At 39.3% G+C, this 20,379-nt stretch carries 13 protein-coding genes and 1 pseudogene; 9 read left to right on the forward strand and 5 right to left on the reverse strand.

Translation table 11 applies throughout. From position 1 onward, the window contains the following. Together ACSQ6I_RS27070 and ACSQ6I_RS27075 are read left to right on the forward strand one after the other, a co-directional pair. A pseudogene (locus tag ACSQ6I_RS27070) lies at positions 1–1,535 on the forward strand (hypothetical protein); the annotation flags it as partial. A gap of 250 nt (positions 1,536–1,785) precedes the next feature. Next, entirely contained in the window at positions 1,786–2,034 is a 249-nt protein-coding gene (locus tag ACSQ6I_RS27075) for a RyR domain-containing protein (RefSeq protein WP_438893245.1), read from the forward strand. A gap of 41 nt (positions 2,035–2,075) precedes the next feature. Here the strand turns inward: ACSQ6I_RS27075 and ACSQ6I_RS27080 are convergent, their stop codons facing one another. Then, positions 2,076–2,660 carry a RipA family octameric membrane protein gene (locus ACSQ6I_RS27080; RefSeq protein WP_438893246.1) on the reverse strand — a complete coding sequence of 195 codons (585 nt, stop codon included), beginning with the start codon at positions 2,658–2,660 and terminating at the stop codon, positions 2,076–2,078. A 163-nt stretch (positions 2,661–2,823) separates the two neighbouring features. Between ACSQ6I_RS27080 and ACSQ6I_RS27085 the strand changes: the two genes are divergently transcribed. The 4 genes from ACSQ6I_RS27085 to ACSQ6I_RS27100 all read left to right on the forward strand — a co-directional run bounded on the left by ACSQ6I_RS27085 (position 2,824) and on the right by ACSQ6I_RS27100 (position 8,562). Next, a complete protein-coding gene (locus ACSQ6I_RS27085; protein WP_438893269.1) occupies positions 2,824–6,051 on the forward strand; it encodes a DUF4062 domain-containing protein in 3,228 nt (1,075 codons plus the stop codon). Between the two features lie 50 nt (positions 6,052–6,101). Further along, complete coding sequence (locus tag ACSQ6I_RS27090; RefSeq protein ID WP_438893270.1) at positions 6,102–7,514, forward strand: ISKra4 family transposase; 1,413 nt, start codon at positions 6,102–6,104, stop codon at positions 7,512–7,514. Between the two features lie 151 nt (positions 7,515–7,665). Further along, positions 7,666–8,298: a tyrosine-type recombinase/integrase gene (locus ACSQ6I_RS27095; protein ID WP_438893247.1), complete on the forward strand. Its 633-nt coding sequence runs from the start codon at positions 7,666–7,668 to the stop codon at positions 8,296–8,298. Positions 8,299–8,310: 12 nt separating this feature from the next. Next, the gene (locus ACSQ6I_RS27100; protein ID WP_438893248.1) at positions 8,311–8,562 is read left to right on the forward strand and encodes an HNH endonuclease; all 252 of its coding nucleotides are present in this window, start codon (positions 8,311–8,313) and stop codon (positions 8,560–8,562) included. Between the two features lie 183 nt (positions 8,563–8,745). On the opposite strand, the gene ACSQ6I_RS27105 is transcribed toward ACSQ6I_RS27100, so the two are convergent. Beyond that, positions 8,746–9,849, reverse strand: a complete 1,104-nt coding sequence (locus ACSQ6I_RS27105; protein ID WP_438893249.1) for a cellulase family glycosylhydrolase — start codon at positions 9,847–9,849, stop codon at positions 8,746–8,748. 16 nt (positions 9,850–9,865) lie between these two features. Beyond that, positions 9,866–13,348 (reverse strand): AAA-like domain-containing protein, encoded by a 3,483-nt coding sequence (locus ACSQ6I_RS27110; protein ID WP_438893250.1) that lies wholly within the window; start codon positions 13,346–13,348, stop codon positions 9,866–9,868. Between the two features lie 298 nt (positions 13,349–13,646). On the opposite strand from ACSQ6I_RS27110, the gene ACSQ6I_RS27115 reads away from it, so the two are divergent. The 3 genes from ACSQ6I_RS27115 to ACSQ6I_RS27125 all read left to right on the forward strand — a co-directional run bounded on the left by ACSQ6I_RS27115 (position 13,647) and on the right by ACSQ6I_RS27125 (position 17,721). Next, positions 13,647–14,036, forward strand: coding sequence for a hypothetical protein (locus ACSQ6I_RS27115; protein WP_438893251.1), 390 nt, complete (start codon positions 13,647–13,649; stop codon positions 14,034–14,036). A gap of 381 nt (positions 14,037–14,417) precedes the next feature. Next, positions 14,418–14,558 carry a hypothetical protein gene (locus tag ACSQ6I_RS27120; protein WP_438893271.1) on the forward strand — a complete coding sequence of 47 codons (141 nt, stop codon included), beginning with the start codon at positions 14,418–14,420 and terminating at the stop codon, positions 14,556–14,558. Between the two features lie 184 nt (positions 14,559–14,742). Further along, entirely contained in the window at positions 14,743–17,721 is a 2,979-nt protein-coding gene (locus ACSQ6I_RS27125; protein WP_438893252.1) for a M10 family metallopeptidase, read from the forward strand. A 298-nt stretch (positions 17,722–18,019) separates the two neighbouring features. On the opposite strand, the gene ACSQ6I_RS27130 is transcribed toward ACSQ6I_RS27125, so the two are convergent. Both ACSQ6I_RS27130 and ACSQ6I_RS27135 read right to left on the reverse strand, forming a co-directional pair. Then, positions 18,020–19,363, reverse strand: coding sequence for an AAA-like domain-containing protein (locus tag ACSQ6I_RS27130; protein ID WP_438893253.1), 1,344 nt, complete (start codon positions 19,361–19,363; stop codon positions 18,020–18,022). Positions 19,364–19,774: 411 nt separating this feature from the next. Then, a complete protein-coding gene (locus ACSQ6I_RS27135; protein WP_438893254.1) occupies positions 19,775–20,104 on the reverse strand; it encodes a hypothetical protein in 330 nt (109 codons plus the stop codon). Between the last annotated feature and the right edge of the window lie 275 nt (positions 20,105–20,379).

A 20,379-nucleotide genomic window follows, 5' to 3' on the forward strand; every position in this document is an offset into this window, starting at 1 on the left:
ACGCCGTAGAAACAGCCAGAAACGCCCCAGGATACAGAGAATATTGTCAACACCAAAAACGAATCGAAACCAGAGTCAGAGACTGGGTAAAATGCACAATCAGACACCAATGGTATACCCCCTACGCCAGTTATCCCAACCGCCCACTAGGAACATACATCAACACATTTGCCCTAGCAATAGCAGATATAAGAGAAATAAAAAAACAACAAAACCAAAACAACCTACTTCCCTTTGAAAAACCAAAAAGCCAAAACCAGCAACGCAGCGAAAAAACGCAAAGACGCATCAGGAGTATAGTACAAACATTAGAAATACAACAAAGAATACAGAAAAACAGAGATACAGAAATACAGAATACCTTGCCAGTACAAACAGAATTAAACACAGAAGTAGAACTAGAAACAGAACTAACAGAAACAGGATTAAGCGAAATAGTAACCGAAAGGAGCAAACAAATAAGCGCAGAATATAAAATTCTGTACAACAAAACCCTGAGTCAAAACACACTATACAAACATAAACACTTATGGCATCCCCAATGGTACATACCAGACCCGTGGATAGAAAACAGCATCACCCACAAAAGCGTTAAAGCAAATAATAACCAACAAAATCGAATTCAATTAAACAGCATTAACCCATCAGATAACATCCTGAATAGAAACATCAACCCAGGAAACAGCCAAGAGCTAAAAAATAGCGCAAACCCTTACAGTGAAGACAATTACACCCACTTTGACATAGAAACACCAACGTGGAAAAAACAACAAGCCCAAAACCCTTACTCAGAGAGCGATTACACACACTTCCCCTATATGAAGGTTTTATGCTTACCGCCAGCGGCGACAGACCTTGAGGGTCTGGAAGCTGTACAGGTAAATGAACAAAGGCAGGAAAATCAGGATTGTGATCTGGATTCTCAGAAGAGTGACAACGAATTAGAAATAATTCAGCTGTCAGGAAATCAGGAATTCATAAATTCTGCTAATAATCTTGAAACTGATCTAATTCAATCCAACAATCAATTAGAGCTAACAGTTCAAACGATTGGGTTTCAATCAAATCAAGCTTCTTCTCATCAGGATTTATTATCTTCTTTCCTCGGCGGCGACTCGCCAAAAAGCGATAATCAAAACTTATCAATGGTGGGGAATGACCGAAGAAGCAGGGGAGTAGGGGGCAGGGAGCAGGGGGCAGAAGAAACAGTAGAAGATTCACTCTACAGCGCCAATAATGGGCAGGAAAGTGGCTTGATTGGTGATTTGAGTGCTGATGATGACTCAAGGATTGAGGAACTCAAGCGGGTGACAAAACTGCGGCTAATGGCAGTAGTTCATGCCCAGAAAAAGGTGCGGGAATACGGAGTGATTTCCAGGCGGCTCATTTGTGGTCAAGAGCGCCTACACTTGGAGATGACCTTCCGAATGCAATTTTACCTTGATTCGGGTCATGAAGTGCTAGTCGCAGAAGCTACTGCGTGGGCAGCAGGGAATCCTTGCGATCGCTTAAAGGATAATGTGTCCGTTTTTTAACTATAAAGTGTCCGCAGTGCAGAACTTAACTAGCAAGAGTATTTGAAAATTTGGAATGCGTTAGCGAAGCTAAACCAAGTTATCGCTTGCAAAGTGAGGTAACGAAAAATTAAACATTTCAGTCTTTCAGAAGCGGACATTGTATCTTTTATTTCCGTCCAAATTATCCTTTGAGTGACACACGACTCCTTTTTGGTCTACTGAATTTATATTACATATAAAACTAAAAACATTATTAAATGAAATAAGTATGAGTAATGAATTATCATCAACTATTCGAGAGAAATTGGCAGAGCTAGAGCATATTCAATGGGCACATTGGACGGCTTATATGCTTGATAATCTAACGCCAGAGAATATTGAGCGTTGGCGGCAGCAAATTAATACCCCTTATAGTGAATTGTCAGATAAAGAGAAAGATAGTGATCGAAAATGGGCCGATAAAGTTTTGAAAATTTTAAAAAATAGCTCTTTTGAACAATTGAAGTCTAATGAATAACTTTACAATGGAGGTCATCGGTTTTAATGGTATTTTTATTTTTAAATTTTTGTAAAATATCTATTAAATAATTGAATTAAGGAATAAATGAGCAAAAATAAGTATGGGACAGCTAAAATCAAAGGAACATATTTTTCAACTTGAGTTAAGCGCCAGTATTGTATATTCTTCTTTTCTTCTTTTAAAATTTGCCATTCTCTAGCATAACAAGGGTAGGGTAAATACTTTTCCATTTCATGGATAACTTTAAATTTAAGAGAGCTAAGCTGTTTATATGAATTTATATTAATAATCCATACAAAGCACAGAAAAATTCCTAGTAATGCTGATAATAACAGCAAAAATAACTTGTCTATTGGCAGAATCGACTTTTCAATTGACGTAAATATTAAAGTTAGTATAGCGGATAGTAACGTAGTGTAAAACGCATTTATTTGCCCTCTTCTAGCACTGTTTCTATCCATCATTTCTACATATATTTTATATTCCTCTAATAAATGGAGTTGAAAATTTTCTCCATAGTTATTTTTGGCTAACTCTGGAGAATTAGTTTTTATTACTTTATCGTCTGATCGGACACTGTGTATCTGATTAATTTCAGGCTTTAGTTCGTCAGGAAACTGCATCAGTATTATCCTTAATTAATGTCAATACAATAAATATATATTTGTAACGACCTGCAATCAAGGCATTTTCAAACCAGAATATATAATTAAGTACAGTAAGGCGAACCCATTCCCACAAACGTTAACAACGATGCTCCAGACTCCCACCCTATTTCCTGGCGTGATGATTTCTAGCACCTTTACCGACTTGGAGGAACATCGCCAAGTGCTTACCAAAGCACTGAATGATTACGGATTAATGCACGTTGCCATGGAAAATTCACCTGCACTTGCCGATGTAGACGTGCTTGAATCTTCATACAGTATGGTTCGTAAGGCATCTGCTTATATCCTTGTGATTGGTCATAGATATGGTCAAACGCCAGCTTGCACAGAGCGTAATCCTAAAGGGCTATCGATCACGGAACTAGAGTTTGAGGAGGCACAAAGACTTGGTCGTCCAGTATTGGTATTCATAATGGGCGAATATCATTTACTCCGCAAGGATGATATTGAAACTAACCCGGATAAGGAAGAGAAACTGAATGCGTTCCGTACAAGAGCAAAGATATCGCATGAAGATTCGTCAGTTAATCGTGTTTACTCGACTTTCGATAGCCTTGATGATTTTAAAGGCAAAGTTGGGCCTGCCGTAGCAAAACTAAAAGAGTTGCTTGATACGCCGACCTCTGACCAGTTGACGCAGCCTATATTAATAGTCTTTCCAGAAAAACCAAGACCGCCACAGCTATATGTTAACTCTCCATATCTTGCCAGCCATCAGTTCGTGGGGCGAGAAGAACACCTTCGCACACTTAATGAGTGGGCTCAACAGAGCGATCCACACTCAGCTCTTCTATTTGAAGCTATCGGGGGGAGTGGCAAAAGCATCTTGTCATGGACGTGGCTTCAGAATCAGTCTGACAAAATCGGTGTAGATTGGGCTGGTCGCTTTTGGTATTCCTTCTACGAAAGGGGAGCTGAAACGCGGGATTTTTTAATGCAAGCGCTCTCTTACATGACTGGGCAATCATATCAACAGCTCAACAAGAAGGCAGTGGGTGAACTTGTTGAGCAGCTATCACGGCAGTTGAGAGCAAGTCCGTGGTTGTTGATTCTTGATGGCATTGAGCGACTTCTCGTTTCATATAACCGTTTTGATGCTGCCTATGCCGATGATGATACGATAGGGACGGAAGATCAGATTAGCAAGCGCGATCCATTAGCTATGGTTCGCGAAGAAGATAGCGATCTGTTTAGATCCTTCTTAACTGCTGCGCCATCCAAGATTCTAATTACGTCTCGATTGACACCACGTTGTTTGGTCAATTCTTCGCATCAGCCACTTCCAGGACTGCATCATCAACGGTTACCAGGTCTACGCCCTGAGGATGCCGAGATGCTCTTTCGCTCTTGTGGCGTGCATGGTGATAGCCATGCTATTCGGTCGTACCTAAAAGAAAATTGTGACTGTCATCCACTTGTTATTGGTTTCATTGCTGGCTTAGTGAAGCGATATCTCCCATCTCGTGGCAATTTTGACGCTTGGGTTAAGTCTCCAAATGGCGGTCTAGCGCTTAACCTTGCCAAATTGAACCTTGTACAAAGACAAAACCACATTCTCGAAGCCGCAGTTAATGCTCTCTCTGCCGACAGCCGCGAGTTACTTGCTCTTGTTGCTATGGTTTTAAATGGTTTTGATTACAGAGTGCTAGATGCTCTAAACCAAGCACAGTTCGATCTCGAAGCAACTGTTACTGATTTGGAAGAGCGTGGTCTTCTGCTATTCGACAGACAGAACGGTTTATACGATCTGCATCCAGTTGTTCGCAGTGTTGTAGTCGGTGGTCTAGGCATCGTTGAGCGGGAGCGTTTTGGCGGACGAGTCATTGACTATTTTTCTGCTGCTGCGGCAACCCCCCTAAACGAAGCTGAAACTTTGGACGATGTTCAATCAGCCCTGAATATTGTCCACACATATTTAGCGATGGACAAGCTTGAGGATGCTTGGAAATTCTTTGACTCAGGGCTTGGGGAAGCATTGTGGCTAAACTTGGAAGCATACGAGAGAATGCTCGCAATTCTACGCCCGTTATTTGCTGATAACTGGATTAATTTAAACGGGAGTTTACCTGATCAGTATGCTTCTCAAGTCTTAAATTGGGCAGGGGTAACTCTAGCAAGTGTTGATCTCCATCAAGAAGCCCTTTGTAGCTACGTGGCTGCGATAAAAATCAGCTTAAAAAACAATAATTGGCAAAGCGTATTAACGAATTTAAACAATATTGCTGTATCAGCACAAGATATAGAAAAGCTGGCTTTAGCAAATAGAGTATCAAGCATTTGCATTGCTTTGAGTGAGGTCACTTGTGATGACGAATCGCTTTTTATGTCGCATTTGGAAAGCATGCGCCTTGCAAACATCGTCGGCAATAAACACCTGTCAGAGGAGCACTGGCATAAGTTAGATCCTATGGGACGAGACTGGAGTCTTGCGCGTTATCGGCCTGGAGCTGCTGAGGTTGCACGCCTTAGATATCAGCTGTCCCATAACTGCCTGATTGAAGCAGATTTACAGGCTGCAGAGGATATTGCAACTAGTAGTCGGGCAAGCCGCTGCGTCCGACGTCAGTTACACCAATTAAGAGGCGAGTGGCTACTGAAAGAAAAACAGTATGTGCTTGCAGCTACTAGCCTGGAAAAAGCGGCTCAAATGGCTCGATTAGTTGGACTTCGTGATGCAGTAGCAGAAACTCAACTAGCTTTAGCTAAGTATTATGAAGGAACTTTAGCGTATCCAAGAGAAGAGGCTGAGCGGCTCTCGGCTGAGAAAAAGTGTTCAGAACTTAACTTGGCTCTACTTTGGGAGGCGATTGGCGATAAAGCCCGTTCGCTAGAGTACGCACGAAAAGCGTTTGAAAAAGCATGTGCCGACGGTGAACCCTACGTCTATCGCCATGATTTGGATATTGCTTGCGAGTTGATCAAGCGGTTGAATGGAGAAGAGCCTAAGTGTAAATTGCATAGCCCAAACCATGATTTTACGGTTCTGTGTCCTCATCCAGTAGATTTCGATCCCTTACTGAAGGAGATTGAAGCGATAGTTGAGCGGCTCAGGGTTGAAAATAAAGATGCTATCGAGCAGCATACGAAACGTCCACTGGAGGAAAGACAAATCGCACGTAAAGGGCACTTGATTCATAAGTTAAAGGCTAAGGATTCAACTGGCAGATGGGCATACTATTTTGTTTTAATCGAACCGTCTAGAGAGAAAGACTTCATGAGTGCTCTAGATTCTACTGCCACCCTTGATCTAGAAGAGTATGGAGTGGTTATTGCATCTAACTATGGTGGCGAGCCAAGTACAGAGGTCAAGAAATTACTTCTAGAAAAGTATGGATTTAGTATATAGCAATCCTAAATGAGATCCAAACAAGGTTGATATTGTTTTAGTTTAGGAAAATCAAAATCCAAATAGTTGTGGAGTCAGATCATGGAGATTCCCAAGTTGCACAAGAAATTATGCTCATTGAGCGTGGTGCTTTACAACCAGAAAACTTGGGACTAAAACTAGCAGAAGCCAAAACCTTGCTACAAAATCTCCAACACACCCTAGTCGAGCAACAAGTAGCAGAGTATTCTCAACAACAGGAAGTATGTTTGCACTGTAACAAGAAACTGTTGCATAAAGACAAGCGTACAATTGTATACCGCACATTATTTGGCAAGTTACATCTCCAATGCCCTCGACTATTTCGCTGCCCGTGTCAGGAGCAACCAACCCGTAGCTTTAACCCAGTGGCCAACTTACTACCAGAACGCACTTCAAGAGAACTATTGTATCTGGAATCCAAGTATGGGTCTTTGATGTCTTATGGACTATCTGTGAAACTATTACAGGAAGTATTACCAATAGAAGGTGAAATAAACACTACAGCGATACGGAATAACTTACACACAATTGGTCAACGCTTAGAAGACGAGTTGGGGGAAGAGAAAGGAGGATACATTGAAGGCTGTCCGAGAGATTGGGAAGAATTGCCCCGACCTGATTTACCTTTGGTACTGGGAATGGATGGTGGATATGTTCGTTCCTACGACAAAAAATCGCTTTCTAAAGGTAATTTTGAAGTTATCGTGGGTAAGAGTATAAAAGCAGATGGTACATCCAAGCGATTTGGGGGAGTTTATGCTTACGATACCAAACCCCAACGTCGGATCTTTGAGGTCTTGAAATCTCTTGGAATGCAGATGAATCAACAAGTAACTTTCCTCTCAGACGGTGATGAAAAGATACGCGAACTACAGCTTTATCTCAATCCCAACGCAGAATATATCCTGGATTGGTTTCATATCACTATGCGACTGACAGTAATGAATCAGACGGCAAAAGGACTTAGCAAAAAAGATACTGAACTAGACACAGACATACCCAAAGAGCTAGAACGGATTAAGTGGTATTTGTGGCATGGAAACCTGTTCAGAGCATTGCAACTGATAAAAGACCTTGTGGACGACCTAGAAATTATGATTTTTGATGGTAATAGCCGAATAGAGCTAAAAAACCTGTTTAAAATGGTGCGGGAGTTTGAGAGCTATATTTCCAACAATGGGGCTTATATCCCAAACTATGGAGAACGTTGGCGAAATGGTGAAGCTATTGCCACTGGGTTCGTAGAATCAACGGTTAATCAAGTCATTAGCAAGCGGTTTGTCAAGAAACAGCAAATGCGGTGGACTCCTAAAGGTGTTCATCTTCTGCTCCAGGTCAGAATTTTGGTTCTCAATGAAGAGTTAGAAAGCAAATTCCAGCAATGGTATCCTGGTTTTAGAGTAGATAGCCAGCCGACCCAAGAAATACCTCATGTCGCTTAAATTCTCAGTAATTAAGGTAATTTAAATTACTTTTCAGTGATGATTTTCCGGAAAATGCTGGTTTGTTTTTATGTCTATGTGCAAACCCAACTTTGGAGCGTAAGTTGGTAAAATCAGAGCATATACCCTAAGTTTTTCAGGGGGTTGAGTTATGAGAACACAAACCCTCCAACTACCGAAAGTTGGTAAAACCGAAAAACAAGAACGTCAATCACCTAACTTTCGCAAATACTCCGAGGTCAGGACTAGGGAACATTTGTTACCGGAAGAAGTTGAGTTGATGCGGTCAGCTATCAAAAAATACAAGGGTCGCCACGCTCACCGAGACTCAACCCTAATTCTGTTGATCTACCGTCACGGATTGCGAGTGGCAGAGGTGGCATCGTTGCGATGGGAGCAAATAGATTGGAATGGTGGGACAATTTACGTAAAGCGAGTCAAAAAAGGAACACCCTCGATTCAACCCCTTTCGGGTTTGGAGATCCGCTCTCTCCGTCATCTGCAACGAGATTATCCTGCTAGTCCCTATATTTTCCAGTCTTCTCGACTTGGCCCGTTGGCACATGATACGATCGCCGGCATTGTTAAGCGGGCTGGTGAATTAGCTGGTTTGCCTTTCCCTATTCATGCTCATATGCTGCGGCATGGAACAGGTTATTATCTGGCGAATCGAGGCATTGATACCCGAACAATTCAGAGTTATTTGGGGCATAAAAATATTCAGCATACTGTTCGTTACACCGAACTTGCATCTACCAAGTTTCATGGGCTTTGGGATGATTAATTTTTAAACCCCTTGGTTATTTCTTGCCCATCTCCCCCGAAAAAAATCGCTCTCCAGATAGCCCAAAGGCAACAATATGTCTGTCCTGTATGCGGGGAATCTCTATTAAATGATGAGGAATTACATCTTCATCATAAAAAGCCAAAATCGCAGGGTGGTGGTGACAATTACGGCAACCTACAACTCGTACATCTGTACTGTCATCAGCAAATACATTCTGGAACAATAAGTAGTTGTGACTTGCTTGAGCCGGATGCGTTGTAAGGCGCAAGTCCGGTTCTGAGGGGGCGGGATTATAGCGATATAGTCCTGCTACCCGACCACAGTCTAGCCTTATGTGGCTTTCGAGTTGTTGTTTTGGAAGACTATAACTCTACTACATCAGCCCTCTCTTCATCCTCTTTTTTTGGCTACAGTATTGCTTTACACACCTTTAATTTTTTTTGTTTACCTACTTATCAACAATTTTGATCTTTGGGCTGTCACCTTCAAGCCGTAGACAGGATTATTAACAATATCATTACCGTAGGGTGTGAGATTTGAAAAATTTCCATTCTGGGACATCTGCCTGTTTGTGCAATTGTCCTTCCACCAACACCAGGCTAACCAGCCAATTTCCTCCTTTTTTAATAGCCGTAAAAATGCTTGATAGGTAAAACCATTTTGGGGTGCATGATTGCTATTACCACCATCAAGGTCATAATAGCAATATTGAGTTTTCCCATTGATTTCTTCATCTTGCTTATTAGCGATTTCACCAAAAACAATCGGTAAATTGGCCTTAATAGCAGTCTTAAACTGTGGTATTCCATCATATCCAGCCCAATAACTATGACCACTAAATAGAAGATTATGATCATGATCCTGATCAATTAACTCCTTGCCAATTTTCGTAAAAACTTCAATTGATGTACCACAATCTGGTGCATCAATCATAATCGGTAAATGTAAATGCTGGCGTATTTTTTTAATAGCAGTTTTGTAAGCAGTTTTGTAAGTATTTAATGCAACCGCAGAATTATTTGTCCAGCGATAAAAACCCAATTCGTTTGCGAGATTAATGATCAGATATTTTTGATGCTTCTTAAGTACGTTAAGGACAGGTTCGGAAGTCCACCAGGGAATTAACTGAGTATTTAATATCTTGACATCAGGTTTACAGGTGGAATCACTCAGAAATAGAATCGGAATAATTCGGCTCATCTTACATTTAGTGAGAAAATTATCCAAGTCTTTAATTGAATAACCTGGGCGACTAGGTTGTCCATAATTCTTATACCATTGTATTCTGACGGCGTTAGCTCCAGTTTTTTCTAGTTCTGCCAGTTTATCGGTTTGAGGAAAATTCCAGTCATCTAGTAAGGGTAGATTAATTCCTCGGAGAATTACTTTGTTGCCTAAAGGATCATACAAGTATCTCCCTTTTGTGTAAAAGGTACTTCTCTGACTGCTTTTTGTCAAATTATATGACTTAGCAATAGCTTCATAAGAAAGCAATAAATTAGAAATACAACCGACTCCAGCCCAAGTTAAAAATTCCCGACGATTCATAATAAATTCTTATTTTTTAATTGCAAATATTTTTATCTATTTCCTGTACATTAGAATTGTTTTTTAGATAATCATGTAGCCAGTTGCAGCTTCTAACAATTAACTGATCAAAATCTAGAGTTTCGGCTTTCCAAATTTCCACTATTCCGTTGTCATTAACAGAAACAATTTTTCTACTATCTCGACTAAAACTGAGATTCCAGAAGGGATATTCATTTCCTTCGATGTTTTTAATTTCTTGACCATTCGTTATTTGCCAAAGTCTGATTGTACCATCAGCACTGGCAGATGCTAGAATTTTGCTATCAGAACTAAAGCTAATTTTGGTAACTTGGGCTGTATGACCTTTGAGTGTTTTCAATTCTTTTCCGTCCAAGTTCCAAAGTTTAATAGTTTTATCCTGACTAGCTGAGGCAATTATTTGATTATCGGGGCTGAAATTGACATTTGTAATATAACTATTATGTCCTTTAAAAGTTTTCAGATTTTCTCCCTTTAAGTTCCACAGCTTGATTGTTCCATCATTATGACCAGAAATAATAGTTTTATGATTGGGACTAAAATTAACACTGCGAATTTTCCCACCATATCCTGAAAATGTTCTCAGTTCTTGACCATTTATATTCCATAGTTTGATAGTACCATCATAACTAGCACTGACTAGGGTTTGACCATCTGAACTAAAGCTAATATCTGTAACTTGATCTTTATGTCCTTGGAATATTTTGATATTTTGACCATTTAAGTTCCAAAGTTTGATGGTTTTATCAGAATTAGCAGTAGCTATTATTTGTCCTTCGGGACTAAAATTAACAGTCCAAATTCGATTCCATTCATTATTAATATTTGTGTTGATAGATGTAATTAGTTGACCATCAAAATTCCAAAGTTTAATAGTTTGATCATCTCCTGCTGAAGCGATGATTTTACCATCAGGACTAAAACTCACACCCCAGAGAGAATCATTATGTCCAATTAAAGTTTTGGGTTCTTGATTATCAAGATTCCAAAGTTTAACTGTGTTGTCAGCACTTGCAGAAGCTATTATTTTATTATCGGGGCTAAAACTGGAACTAAAAACAGAATTGTTATGCCCTTTTAAAGTTTTCAATTTTCTCCCATCAATACTCCATAATTTAACTGTTTTATCAGCACTTGTAGAAGCAATAATTTTACCATCAGGACTAAAATTGACACTAATCACATAATTTTCATGTTTACCAATAGTTTTGATTTCTTGTCCATCTAAATTCCATAGTTTGACAGCGCTGTCTCCTCCCGCAGTAGCTATTAATTGACTATCTGGACTAAAACTAACACCAAAAATAGATTGGTTACTCGCTCTAAAGGTTTTGATTTCTTCTCCATTTGTACTCCAAATGATGAGGACACCCCCTAAATCAGCAGTGACGATGTTTTTGCCATCAGGACTACAACTGATACTCCAAACAGAATCTTTATGCCCTTTAAGAGTTTTGACTTCTTGTCCATCAATATGCCAAAGTTTGACGGTATTATCTTGATTAGAAGCAGCAATTAATTTACTATCTGGGATAAAACAAACACTACTCATGAAATTATCTTGATTATCTTGACCTTTGAAAGTGATTAATTCTTGTCCATTTATACTCCAAATTTTGATGGTATTGTCTGCACCAATAGCAGCAATAACTTTACTATTGTGGCTAAAATTCACATTTCTGAATCCTTGATTATTTCCAGTAAATTTTCTGATTTCTTTACCATTAATGTCCCAAATTATCACTGTATTATCTTCACTAGCAGTCGCAATAGTTTTACCATCTGGGCTAAAAATTACACTTCTAACTGCATCATTGTGTCCTTCTAAGCGATTTCGTTCTCTCACTTTGTAAACTGCACGTTGTAATGCTAATCTTACCGATTCTTTAGTATGAATATCTGCCCAATTTGCTGATTTTAATTGAATGGCTGCTTTTAGGGATGCAACTAAAGCATCAAGTTCTCTATTTGAGTTTAATAAAGCATTGGAAGAAATACTCAAAGATTTGATTTTTTCCTGTTGTATATCCTTAGTCATCATATTTGCCCAAATTCCAGCAATCATAACTGAAATTAAAGCAATCGCTAATACTCCTCCTCCTATCTGAATCCGTTTTTTAGCTTTTTGATTAGCTACTAATAAAACATCATTTGCTGTTGCTAAAATCCCAGATGCTTCTGCTTCTATTTGCAATTTTTTCTGAACATCTCGCTTTTCTAATTCCTGACTAGCATCTAAAAATTTACGATCTAAATCACTCAAACCTTTATCTGCTGCCCAATTACGAGCATCTTGTAAACTTTGACCACGCAATAAACGCGATTCATCTTGAAAATGAGAAGTAACCCAAATATTTAAATTTTGAGAGTAAGGTCGAATATTTGTTAATACTTTATCTAGCCATTTTTGATTAAATATTTCCGCATAAATACAATTATAAATTCTTAACTTTCCCTGTCGTTTAACAATTAATCCCGTTAATCTTAATTGAGTTTGTTCGGCACTATCATCAGCAATTATTTCTCCATCGGTTAATATTTCTTGATATAATCCTAATAATCGTCCAGTTTGATTTTCTGAACTTTGTAAAATGCGATCTCTGATAGTTTTTAAATGTTCTGGTTCATCTTGTGATTCCCAATTTTCAATAATTTGAGTTTGTACTAACTTCTTTACCCACTCCTTTTCTTGAAACTCTGGAAATGAATTATTATAATTACAAATTAATTGACAAAGCTTTTGGGTTAAAAATGGTTGTCCTCCAGTCCAATTTAACACTTCTGCTAATATTGCTTGTGGTCTAGGAACTATGTCTTCTAAACCTCTCATTAAAGATTCTACTTCATTTAATTGAAATCCATTTAATTCAATAGCTCGACCAATATTAAAAGGTGTGCGGTTTTTATCAGCAATTAAATTAGAGGGAGTTGCCACACCTAACAAACAAAAAGTGAGGCGTTGATATTCTGGATTATCTGCCCGTTGGTTATAACAAGCACGAATAAAGGCAAAAAAATCATCTTTAAAATTTATTCTTAAAATACTGTCAACTTCATCAATAAAAATAATAACTTTACCGGAAAATTCGGTTAATAATACATCATCAATTAATTCGCTCAATCTTTGTTTAGGTGGTAAAAATTCCCTTTCTCTCCACCAAGTCCCAAAATTCACTTTTTTAGATAAACCAAAACCCCGCAACAACTCAGAAACAAATCCTCCATACCATTCAGAAGGAGTAACATGACTACCAATTCTGGTTAAATCAACTGATGCACATTTTATTCCTTGTTCTTTAAGTTGTTTCATAGTATGTACTCGCAAACTCGATTTACCCATTTGCCGCGAGTTTAAAACATAACATAAATCGCCATTTTTTAACCCTTCATAGAGGTCAGAATCAGCTTGTCGGACTACGTAAGTTGGGTGCTGATATTCTAGGCTGCCTCCGAGTTTATAGTAATTTAAAGATGTCATTGTGTTTAAGAGTTTAAGTTCAAGACATTACTTTTGAAGTCTGACGCACAAGGCAAGTAATTGATTTAATTGAATAATTAAACTTTATAGGTTTTCTCTAGAATAAACATCTATTTTGGAATTTACCTGACTTTTTATGACATTTACTGATTTTCCCATGTAAAACTGATTTTTTCACCTATAAAATCAGGGTTAAACTACTGATTTTATATGTATAGACAGCAATTAAAGAAAAGAACATAATCTTAGGTAACGGGCAGTTTGCTATCACACTCACAAATAGAAAATAGAAGCAATCATGAAATTTAACTTATATCATGCAAGTATCGCAGCAATAGCAGTTATTACTTCACTTACTAGCTTCACTAACCTAGTGAAAGCACAGGAGTATCAAAATTTAGTTCCACTAGAACTATACTGGAGTCCTCAGAGAGAAGACAACTTTGTAACTGCTACTCCAGATGGTAAACGTAGTGCAGGAGAAGCTGGTTACAGTTATGCACGAACTGAAGCCTGTGTTTTTCGTAAGCAAAAGCCAGGAACAGTACCTCTCAATTTATATTGGAGCGCCCAAAGAGGGGATAATTTCACAACTGCAACTAGCGAAGGTGCTGCAAGTGCTAAAGAAGCAGGATACATTTTTGCCAGAGTTGAAGGATATGTTTTTCCTGCAAGTCAATGCCAATAATGGTGTTGAATAAACACCTAGTTTTTACTGGGAGCATCTTTTGCAAATATACCAGGCATCATTCTATTCGCCAGGGCAGGTGTTTTTACAAAAGTGAGATGCTCCCTCCCGTTTTTACTTCTATCCTTTTATTTATCAATACCCTCTTTACTGAACAAATATTGACTTCTACAAAATATCGGAGATATCCCATGTCCTTAATGAAATTACATCAGCAAGGGTAGGTTGGGTTGACGCAAGGAAACCCAACATCAAAAATTGTTGGTATTGTTATTTTTGGTATCTTAAGACCCAGATATCCGACTCTTACATCAAAAGTAATTCACTGTTATTTATCACCTGCTATATCTTCAAGTGTTCCCGAAAATATTGTTGATATAACTGACATCTCGTAGCCGCTTAGGTTATCCAACTTCCGACGAACAACCTGTTGGTTCTGCGGGGCAGCGAGTTAGCTATTTTCAAGGAGGCGCAATTTACTGGAATTCAGGTTCGCGCCAGGTTACTGTTACTTACAATTAGCTCTCTCCTGTCACAATCGCCAGAGCTAAATCTGAAAACTTTATTTAGAGAAGTTTTTAGTGATTTCTCAAGATTTCAAGATGTTTGAACTCTTTTGTTAGCAATAAAATTTTGAACCCTTGAGCATATCTAAATTTTAAATGTAAATAATTTGATCACTACATATTTCGATGAGGACATAATAATGGGTACTTATAACTTATCTAACTTGAACCATATTGATTCCCTACTGAGTTCTGGAAGAAAATGGGGTGCAGGTAATAGGGGAACAGGAGCAGCAGTCACTTATAACTTCTCTAATCTCGATGACAATACGCGTAACCCACTGACGAATGCACAGAGACAGAGAGTCCGAAGCGCATTTAATGCTTGGAGTGAAATTGCTAATATTCAGTTCATTGAAAGCCCGCTTCTCATCAACCAAATTACCTTGTTTGGAGTTACCAGCAGTGGTGGACAAACAAGATCTACGTCGAATAACACAGGAATTATTCGGGCGGATATCGATCTAGGTAGTGAATACGATTTTGCAAGCGGATCTTACAGTTATGGCGCTATACTCCTCCATGAAATCGGTCATGCTATTGGACTAAAACACCCTCATCACAATGGACGGAATGGCTTTAATGTGATTGCCAATCAGAATATTGACACAACGCTTTTTTCCGTCATGAGCTATCGTTCTTATGTCGGTCAGCCTGAGCCACTTGTCTATCGTCAAAGCTTTTTTCCAACTACACCAATGCTGAATGATATCGCTGCGATTCAGTATATCTATGGCGCAAACTGGAATACTCGTAACGGCAATACTACTTATCGGTGGAATAGCGGACAGCAGATTTTGGAGACGATTTGGGATGGAGGCGGCATTGATACGATTGATTGGTCAAACCAATCCTCAAACGCCTCTATTAATCTTAATGCCGGTGCGTGGAGTCAATTGGGATCTGGATATACCATCACGCGAACAGATGAAACAACCTTTGTTGAAAATCGTACCTTAGCGATCGCATTTGGCGTGACGATTGAAAATGCCACGGGTGGGACTGGAAATGACATAATTAATGGCAATCAAGTCAGCAATGTCTTGCAAGGTGGCAATGGCAACGATTTTATAGGTGCTTGGAGTGGCAACGATCAACTCTATGGAGGGGCTGGCAATGATTCTCTCTATGGAGATAGCGGCATCGATACTCTTGATGGCGGAAATGGCGACGATCTGTTATTCGGACACACGGATAACCAAAGTGTGATTGACGTTTTAGGGATAGACAACAACACTGACTATCTCTACGGTGGCAATGGCAACGATAAACTCTATGGTGGCAATGGCAACGATAAACTCTATGGCGGCAATGGCAACGACTATATAGATGGCGGCAGCGGCAACGATTACATGGAGGGCGGTAAGGGGAATGATACTTACATAGTAGATAGCTTTAGCGATCAAGTAGTGGAAAGTCCTCCAGGAGGATTTTTAATAGTCGCAGAAACTGATACTGTTCAATCTTCGATCAGCTACACTCTAACCAATAATGTCGAAAATCTTACCCTTCTCGGTACTGCCAATCTCAATGGCACGGGAAACGGCTCTTATAATCTTTTGCAAGGAAATGCTGGTAAAAATTCCCTCTTTGGTTTAGGGGGAGATGACACCCTATATGGCAATGCTGGTAATGACAGCCTATATGGCGATGCTGGTAATGACAGCCTATATGGTGGCAGCGGCAACGATTATATCGATGGCGGCAGCGGCAACGATTATATGGTTGGCGGGATGGGGGATGATACTTACGTAGTAGATAGTGTTGGCGATCAAGTAGTGGAACTTTCTTCGGCAATAGTAGGATCAGGAACTGATACCGTTCAATCTGCGATCGAATATACTCTACCTGCTTTTGTCGAAAATCTTATCCTTGTCGGTAATTTCAATATTGACGGCATCGGGGATGTCCTGAATAATCGTTTGCAAGGGAATAGTGGTAACAATTTCCTCTCTGGTTTAGGAGGAAATGACATCCTCATCGGTGGACTGGGCAATGATATTCTTCGAGGGGGAGAGGGCAACGACAAACTCGATGGCGGTGAGGGCGATGACAACCTGAACGGGGAAGCAGGTAATGACATCCTCAATGGTGCTGCTGGGTACGATATCCTGGCAGTCTCTGGCGATTTTAACTACACCCTCACCAATACCCAATTCATCGGCGAAGGAACCGATACCTTAGTCAGTATTGAGGAAGCTAACCTCTTCGGTGGCAGTAGTAATAACATCTTCGATACCAAGGGGTTCACTGGTAATGTGGTTCTTTATGGGGGAGCCGGAGATGATCTTCTTTCTGCTGGCTCTGGTGACGATCTACTCTATGGTGAAGAGGGTGCTGATACTCTCTCTGGCGGTGCTGGCAGTGATTATCTCTTTGGCGGCGAGGAAAATGACAGCCTCATCGCTGGACTGGGCAATGATGCTCTTCTAGGCGGAGAGGGTAATGATTATCTGTTTGGCGGTGATGGCGATGACGGGCTTAACGGCGAAGCCGGCAATGACATCATCAATGGCGGTACTGGGTATGATGTCCTGGCAATTTCTGGCGATTTTAACTACACGCTCACAAATACTCAATTCATCGGTGAAGGAACCGATACCTTAGTCAGCATTGAAGGAGCCAACCTCTTTGGTGGCAGTAGTAATAACATCTTCGATACCACGGAGTTTACTGGTGATGTGGTTCTTTATGGGGGAGCCGGAGATGATCTTCTTTCTGCTGGCTCTGGTGACGATCTACTCAAGGGTGAAGAGGGTGCTGACACTCTCTCTGGCAGTGCTGGCAATGATTATCTTGAGGGCGGTGATGGCAACGACTTGTTTAGCTTTGCTGCTCCCACGGAAGGAATTGACCTAATTATGGACTTTGTTTTCGGTGTCGATAAAATCGGGATTGATGCGGCTGGTTTTGGTGGCGGACTGGTAGCGGGGCTGCTCTCCAATAGTCAGTTTGTCCTAGGAACGACGGCATTAAATGGAACAGATCGTTTCATCTACGACCAAGGGGCAGGCGCTCTGTTCTTTGATCAGGATGGAACCGGAGCAACTGCTCAAGTCCAGTTTGCTGCGCTCTCTAATTTCTCCGCTTTGAGTGCTAGTGATATTTTCGTAGTCTGAGATATCTGCGAGTAGCTAAAGTAGCTAATGTTTGTTTTCAATAGACATCAACCGAATTCAAATATGCGTTTTTCCGAATCCAGAACCCTGGTAGAGACTTTCCATAAAACGTATCTACATTTTTTTTCAGCAGATGTCTAATGGTACGAACAGAAATAATCAGATAAGTACCTGAGCAAAATTAATTGAATATTTTTGGAACAAATAAAAATCCCTCTAGTGCTTATCTGTTCCCTATTCCCTCTCGTAAATGTAAAATTTATTTTGCACGACTACTTAATTAGCAGAAATCGCTTTTTTAATTCTGCAAGTGTTCTCGAAAATATTGTTGATATAGCTGACAGCGTGGGAATAATTTATCGCCTATTCTTCTAACCAATCCCATACTGTATAGTTGATATGCTTGCATTGTTTTTATACTGACTTCTTCTGTCGCTGTAACGACTTGAATAAATGCCTCAGCCAGATGAGAATTTATTTTGAAAATATGCAAAAAATGCCGTAGATGTTCTTCATAAATTCCGGCATTTGTTGGAGCATTTTGTAATAATCTTTCCAGGGTTATATCCCCAAGTGCAAGATGATAAAGTGCCAATCTAATTAAATATGGATGTCCACCAATTAGGGACATTAATTGCTGCACTTGGTTTTGATGATAATTGAGATGATGATGATGGGCTAAAACTTCTATTTGTTCTTGGGTAAATTCTGTTAGTTCAACGACTAAGCCAACATTAAATGGTGACTGATTAATATCTAATGAAGCATAGTTTTCGGTAGAATGTACTACAACTAATCGTAATTTTTCCCAAATTTCTACAGTTTTAGCTTCTTCATGCCAACTACGTAACATCGCAAAAAAACCTTGAGAAATTTCAGGATATTGAAAAATTTTATCTACTTCATCTAATCCCAAAACTAAATTATTGTTGATTTTATCCAAAATATAATCTTCAAAATATGTTGTACAATTAATAATACTACCTCTATATTCATTCCAATATTCCTTTAACAAGGAAGGTAGTTTTAATTTGTGACTAATATAAGCACAGAACCACTGCAAAAATTTATCTAAATTACTAAAAACTGTTGTTTCTGCTTGCAAAAAGTTGAGTCGTACTGTATCATACTCTTGCTGATTTGAGTGAGCAATAATTCTATCAAGTAAGGATGTTTTACCCATTTGATTTGGGGCTTTAATTCTAATCAGAGAACCAGCCTGAAGAATTGTGTCATAACAACGTTCTTCTATGAGATGACGCTGAATATAAAATACAGAATTTAGAGGGACTGAACCTTTTGGGTATTCTGGAACAAATTCATTTTTAAGATTAGGGGAAATATCTTGATGTAATTCTGTTGCCAGAATATTGTTATTTTTAAGTTGTGAACGTTCAATGGCTGTACGAAAATTAGTTTTATTAACTTCTTCTCCTAATGCTTCTGAAAGTAATTTCCAAAGCTTGAAACCTACATCTTGACGGAGATATTTGGCTGCATAACCTTCATTACTGGCAATTTCATCATAATTCAGACCTTGCCACGAGCCTTTTAGAACAATTATTTGTACATCTCTCAGGTGTCTATTGAGTTTGTTAAAGACAGCTGCATCTAAAATTTGTAATCCTTCTTCAAAGTTCATTATTCATCCTGAGTATATATATCCATAGGAATATTACTTGAATTTATCTAAATATACTGAGAAAGCAACCTTTAGATCCCAGATTACGTAGGTGTGATGCTGTCATGCTACATTTTAGAAGCATGACAGCATCACCATTAGATCAGGACTTAGCAACTGGCATATTAGGAAGGTGCGTCAGACTTAATAATTTGGTAACAGGCAACAGATTTTCGACATCTGACGCACCCGACAAGACACATTGACTGTGACATTTACGTAAGTCCTATAGATATCAGGGTACAGCATATTAACCATTGTGGTATAGTCGCAGGCATCTGTGTACAATGCAACTACAAAGATATTTCTAAGTATTACGGAAAAAAGAAAAATATTTTTTAAGTTGCAATACCTTGATCAAATTACGAAGGTTCAACGGCTGTAGAAGCATTGTGAATACGACCAAGAGAGGTAGTGCGATTCGATGTTAGCTGAATCACGGTAATCAGTCCGTACATAAGCCAACCAACCTAATCCAATCATGGAAAAAGGTTGAACTCTCGGTCTGATATGGGTGAAAGTCCCATCTACCAGACTCAGGTATGACTCCCTGTCTGCCCATGATGACCCGACTGGGGTTTTTTGTACGTCCCCTCGAAAAAGGGGAATAGCAAAAACGAGGTTTGGCATTATTATCTTCAAATCTTTATCAGCAAAGCTTTTCCCACCACCGTGTCTCAGAAACTGTACTTTTTGAGACATACCAAAATCATGTCTCTTTTCATGTCTCAAAATGCAATTCTCTCAAAGTCTAAAGAATAATGAGACGTTATCTTAGAAAATCTGCCGTTTCTCAATCATAAAAATCCTAATCCCCCTTTTCGAGGGTTTGTACAAAAAACCCCTTTCAGAGAATTGTTGAAAAAAACTGGTTAGACCCTCGTTGAATCTCAGGAAAAGGAGCGACAATTAACTTAACATTCGGTTTTCGCACTGCTTCCTGCTTTTTTTTTGCGTGGTTTCTATGGATGTTTTGT

Source organism: Anabaena sp. WFMT (assembly GCF_051781005.1).
Classification (GTDB): Bacteria; Cyanobacteriota; Cyanobacteriia; order Cyanobacteriales; family Nostocaceae; genus Anabaena.

Coding starts and splice junctions, on each gene's coding strand:
- ACSQ6I_RS27075 (WP_438893245.1), top strand. CDS start 1,786: ATGAGTAATGAATTATCATCAACTATTCGAGAGAAATTGGCAGAGCTA.
- ACSQ6I_RS27080 (WP_438893246.1), bottom strand. CDS start 2,660: ATGCAGTTTCCTGACGAACTAAAGCCTGAAATTAATCAGATACACAGT.
- ACSQ6I_RS27085 (WP_438893269.1), top strand. CDS start 2,824: ATGATTTCTAGCACCTTTACCGACTTGGAGGAACATCGCCAAGTGCTT.
- ACSQ6I_RS27095 (WP_438893247.1), top strand. CDS start 7,666: ATGAGAACACAAACCCTCCAACTACCGAAAGTTGGTAAAACCGAAAAA.
- ACSQ6I_RS27105 (WP_438893249.1), bottom strand. CDS start 9,849: ATGAATCGTCGGGAATTTTTAACTTGGGCTGGAGTCGGTTGTATTTCT.
- ACSQ6I_RS27110 (WP_438893250.1), bottom strand. CDS start 13,348: ATGACATCTTTAAATTACTATAAACTCGGAGGCAGCCTAGAATATCAG.
- ACSQ6I_RS27115 (WP_438893251.1), top strand. CDS start 13,647: ATGAAATTTAACTTATATCATGCAAGTATCGCAGCAATAGCAGTTATT.
- ACSQ6I_RS27125 (WP_438893252.1), top strand. CDS start 14,743: ATGGGTACTTATAACTTATCTAACTTGAACCATATTGATTCCCTACTG.
- ACSQ6I_RS27130 (WP_438893253.1), bottom strand. CDS start 19,363: ATGAACTTTGAAGAAGGATTACAAATTTTAGATGCAGCTGTCTTTAAC.
- ACSQ6I_RS27135 (WP_438893254.1), bottom strand. CDS start 20,104: ATGTCTCAAAAAGTACAGTTTCTGAGACACGGTGGTGGGAAAAGCTTT.